Source organism: Streptomyces durbertensis, assembly GCF_014156695.1.
In the GTDB taxonomy this organism is placed as follows: domain Bacteria; phylum Actinomycetota; class Actinomycetes; order Streptomycetales; family Streptomycetaceae; genus Streptomyces; species Streptomyces durbertensis.
Genome location: NZ_WMLF01000448.1, coordinates 1 through 4,402, shown reverse-complemented (window position 1 = coordinate 4,402; position 4,402 = coordinate 1). Strand labels below are relative to the sequence as shown.

Sequence of the window (4,402 nt, the reverse complement as noted above, 5' to 3'; positions counted from 1 at the left end):
CCCTAGGAGCGGCCACTGACAATCAGTGGCCACTGACAGTCCAGGTACCTCAGGAACCGGTGGGCGCGGTGGCGGCGCCGGCCGGGAGGTAGGGGGTCTCGGTGGGCAGCCCGTAGTCGGCGGGTACCAGCGCGGCGCCCCAGGCGTCCCGGCGGGTGCCGCGGTGCAGCAGCCGCGAGCGGTGCAGGCCCTCCATCGTGAAGCCGGCCTTCAGGGCGACCGCCCTGGACGCCTCGTTCCCGGCCTCCGCGTACCACTCCAGGCGTTCGACGCCGAGCGTGGTGAACGCCCAGTGCGCCAGCGCCCGTACGGCCTCCACCGTGTAGCCCCGGCCGCGCTGCTCGGGCGCCGTCCAGTAGCCCACCTCGGCGCGTCGTTCGTCCAGGGCGAGCGTGACGAGTCCCACGGTGCCGACCAGCGTGCCGTCCTGGTCGAAGACGCCGAGGCTGTACGCGGTGTCGTCGCGCCAGCCGCCGGGGGCGACCTGCTCGACGAAGGACGTGGCGTGCGCCGGCAGGTAGGGGTCGGGCACGGTGGTCCAGCGGCGGATGGCCGGGTCCTGGCAGGCCGCGTGCAGTGCTTCGGCGTCCTGGGTGCAAAGGGGGCGCAGCAGCAGTCGGTCCGTGCGGAGGGTGACGGGTTCCATGCGCTGATTCTTCCGTACTCGAGTTCGGCACCTTCCCGGGGTCCGGCACGTTGGGGGTACAGGGGCTGCCGCCCCTCGCATACGATGGCCGGTGCGGTACAACCCGACAGCCCTGACAGCGCCGCCGAGCCCCGTCAGGGCGGCGGGGTCCGCGCCACCGACCGACCGTGCCAGGCCCGACCGGCAAGGAGACCAGCCCCAGTGTCCGTCTTCAACAAGCTCATGCGTGCAGGCGAAGGCAAGATCCTGCGCAAGCTGCACCGCATCGCGGACCAGGTCAATTCGATCGAAGAGGACTTCGTCGAGCTCTCCGACGCCGAGTTGCGGGCCCTGACCGACGAGTACCGGGAGCGTTACCAGGACGGCGAGAGCCTGGACGACCTGCTGCCGGAGGCGTTCGCGACGGTCCGGGAGGCCGCCAAGCGGGTCCTCGGCCAGCGCCACTACGACGTGCAGATCATGGGCGGCGCCGCGCTGCACATGGGGTACGTGGCGGAGATGAAGACCGGTGAGGGCAAGACGCTCGTCGGTACCCTGCCGGCCTATCTGAACGGCCTGTCCGGCAAGGGCGTGCACCTGATCACGGTGAACGACTACCTGGCACAGCGCGACTCGGAGATGATGGGCCGGGTCCACAAGTTCCTCGGGCTCGAGGTCGGCTGCATCGTCGCCAACATGAACCCGGCGCAGCGCCGCGCGCAGTACGCCTGCGACATCACCTACGGCACGAACAACGAGTTCGGCTTCGACTACCTTCGCGACAACATGGCCTGGTCGAAGGACGAGCTGGTCCAGCGCGGCCACAACTTCGCGATCGTCGACGAGGTCGACTCGATCCTCGTCGACGAGGCGCGTACGCCGCTGATCATCTCCGGTCCGGCCGACTCGGCGACGAAGTGGTACGGCGACTTCGCCAAGCTGGTGAAGCGGCTGGAGAAGGGCGAGCCGGCGGACCCGCGTCTGCAGAAGCCGGAGACCGGCGACTACGACGTCGACGAGAAGAAGCGCACGGTCGGCATCCACGAGGCCGGTGTCGCCAAGGTCGAGGACTGGCTGGGCATCGACAACCTCTACGAGTCGGTCAACACGCCCCTGGTCGGTTACCTCAACAACGCGATCAAGGCCAAGGAGCTGTACAAGAAGGACAAGGACTACGTCGTCATCGACGGCGAGGTCATGATCGTCGACGAGCACACCGGTCGTATCCTCGCCGGCCGCCGCTACAACGAGGGCATGCACCAGGCGATCGAGGCCAAGGAGGGGGTGGAGATCAAGGACGAGAACCAGACGCTCGCCACGATCACCCTCCAGAACTTCTTCCGCCTCTACGACACGCTCTCCGGCATGACCGGTACGGCCATGACCGAGGCGGCGGAGTTCCACCAGATCTACAAGCTCGGCGTGGTGCCCATCCCGACCCACCGCCCGATGATCCGCAAGGACCAGGCGGACCTGATCTACCGCACCGAGGTCGCGAAGTTCGAGGCGGTCGTCGAGGACATCGTCGAGAAGCACAAGCAGGGCCAGCCGATCCTGGTCGGCACCACCTCGGTGGAGAAGTCCGAGTACCTGTCGAAGCAGCTCAAGGAGCGCGGCGTCAAGCACGAGGTGCTGAACGCCAAGAACCACGAGCGTGAGGCGCAGATCGTCGCGGAGGCCGGCCGCCGTGGCGCCGTCACCGTCGCCACGAACATGGCCGGTCGCGGTACGGACATCAAGCTGGGCGGCAACCCGGACAGCATCGCCGAGGCGGAGCTGCGGGCCAAGGGCCTGGACCCGGACGAGCACCTGGAGGAGTGGGCGGCGGCGCTGCCGGCGGCCCTGGAGCGCGCCGAGCAGGCCGTGGCCGAGGAGTTCGAGGAGGTCAAGGGCCTCGGCGGGCTCTACGTCCTGGGCACCGAGCGGCACGAGTCGCGGCGCATCGACAACCAGCTGCGCGGCCGGTCCGGCCGTCAGGGCGACCCGGGCGAGTCCCGGTTCTACCTCTCGCTCGGTGACGACCTGATGCGGCTGTTCAAGGCGCAGATGGTCGAGCGCGTGATGGCGATGGCCAACGTGCCCGACGACGTGCCGATCGAGAACAAGATGGTGACGCGGGCGATCGCCTCCGCGCAGTCGCAGGTCGAGCAGCAGAACTTCGAGATCCGCAAGAACGTCCTGAAGTACGACGAGGTCCTCAACCGGCAGCGCGAGGTCATCTACGGCGAGCGCCGCCGCGTCCTGGAGGGCGAGGACCTGCAGGATCAGGTGCGGCACTTCATGGACGACACCATCGAGGCCTACGTGCGGGCCGAGACGGTGGAGGGTTTCGCCGAGGACTGGGACCTGGACCGGCTGTGGGGCGCGTTCAAGCAGCTCTACCCGGTGACGGTCACCGTGGAGGACCTCGAGGAGGAGGTCGGCGACCGCGAGGGCCTGACCGCCGACTTCATCATCGAGGCCGTCTGCGAGGACGTCCACGAGCAGTACGAGAAGCGCGAGAAGCAGCTCGGCCCGGAGGTCATGCGGGAGCTGGAGCGCCGTGTCGTGCTGTCGGTGCTGGACCGCAAGTGGCGTGAGCACCTGTACGAGATGGACTACCTCCAGGAGGGCATCGGCCTGCGCGCGATGGCCCAGAAGGACCCGCTGGTCGAGTACCAGCGCGAGGGCTTCGACATGTTCCAGGCCATGATGGAGGGCATCAAGGAGGAGTCCGTCGGTTACCTGTTCAACCTGGAGGTCCAGGTGGAGCAGCAGGTCGAGGAGGTGCCGGTCGAGGAGGCGCGCCCCTCGATGACCAAGGAGCAGCGGGAGCCGGCCGGCGCCCGCCCGGCGATCCGCGCCAAGGGCCTGGAGGCCCCGCAGCGCCCCGACCGCCTGCACTTCTCCGCCCCGACGGTCGACGGTGAGGGCGGCGTCGTGGAGGGCGACTTCAGCAACGACGGCGGCACGCGTACCGGCTCGGACGGGATGACCCGCGCCGAGCGCCGCAAGGCCCAGAAGGGCGGCCGTCGCCGCAAGAAGTGATCTCATGCCGTTCCCCCTCGGAGGAGGGGGAACGGCACGCCGGCCGGGTCGGGCACGAGGTGCCGGGCCCGGCCGGCGGCGTTTCCCCGGGGCGGACGGGGTGGCCGTTCAGAGGCCGCAGCCGGGGCCGCCACGCCGTCTACCCGACGGTCTCCAGCTCGCCGTCCAGTTCCACGGCGGAGCAGCGCCAGCGGAGGTCCGCTCCCCGTTCCAGCCGGAACGCCAACGCCCGCGACCGCTCGCCGGCCGACACCCTGGCGTACGCCTCGATCGCGCCGGGGCTGGGCCTGGCGCAGCTCACCCGTTCCAGCAGCGGGCCGGGCACTCCGGCGGGGCTGCGCAGCGGGGCGAGCGGGCCGAGGCGGGCGAGCTGGTCGTAGGCGGGGGCGCTGGTGTGGCCGAGCATGCTGTGCACCGGTCGCAGCCCGCTGAGCACGAGCAGGAGGCGTTCGGCGAACCAGTGGTGCGGCAACCGCGCCCGGTGCTGGTTTCGGGCGGAGACGAGGGCGGCCGGGGCGGGACGGCGGCTGTCCCGGCGGTGCGGCGGACGGGTGGAACGCGGGCGCGTGGTCATGGTGTCCCCGTGCGGTCAGGGCCCGATGTCTACCGGGCGGTAGCTTTTGCACGGTTGTAGCGAGCGGGGGAGACCGCCGCAAACGCGCCCGGCGTCCCTCCGGGTGAACGCGCTGGATTCACCTATCAGGCTGGCCGCCCGGACCCCTCTTGACCCCGGGCGGTGTCGGCAAGCGG

Annotated in this window: 3 protein-coding genes; 1 reads left to right on the top strand and 2 read right to left on the bottom strand. The window is 70.0% G+C overall.

Going from position 1 to position 4,402, the window contains the following annotated elements:
• Window positions 1-49: 49 nt before the first annotated feature.
• Window positions 50-646 carry a GNAT family N-acetyltransferase gene (locus tag GL263_RS22355; protein ID WP_182857546.1) on the bottom strand — a complete coding sequence of 199 codons (597 nt, stop codon included), beginning with the start codon at window positions 644-646 and terminating at the stop codon, window positions 50-52.
• A 201-nt stretch (window positions 647-847) separates the two neighbouring features.
• Between GL263_RS22355 and secA the strand changes: the two genes are divergently transcribed.
• Window positions 848-3,652, top strand: coding sequence for a preprotein translocase subunit SecA (gene secA, locus GL263_RS22350; RefSeq protein WP_182857545.1), 2,805 nt, complete (start codon window positions 848-850; stop codon window positions 3,650-3,652).
• Window positions 3,653-3,791: 139 nt separating this feature from the next.
• On the opposite strand, the gene GL263_RS22345 is transcribed toward secA, so the two are convergent.
• Window positions 3,792-4,226: an Rv3235 family protein gene (locus GL263_RS22345; protein WP_182857544.1), complete on the bottom strand. Its 435-nt coding sequence runs from the start codon at window positions 4,224-4,226 to the stop codon at window positions 3,792-3,794.
• Window positions 4,227-4,402: the final 176 nt, after the last annotated feature.

What these genes read in the sequence shown, in the direction of transcription:
- GL263_RS22345 (WP_182857544.1), bottom strand. Translation starts at nt 4,226, where the DNA reads ATGACCACGCGCCCGCGTTCCACCCGTCCGCCGCACCGCCGGGACAGC.
- GL263_RS22355 (WP_182857546.1), bottom strand. Translation starts at nt 646, where the DNA reads ATGGAACCCGTCACCCTCCGCACGGACCGACTGCTGCTGCGCCCCCTT.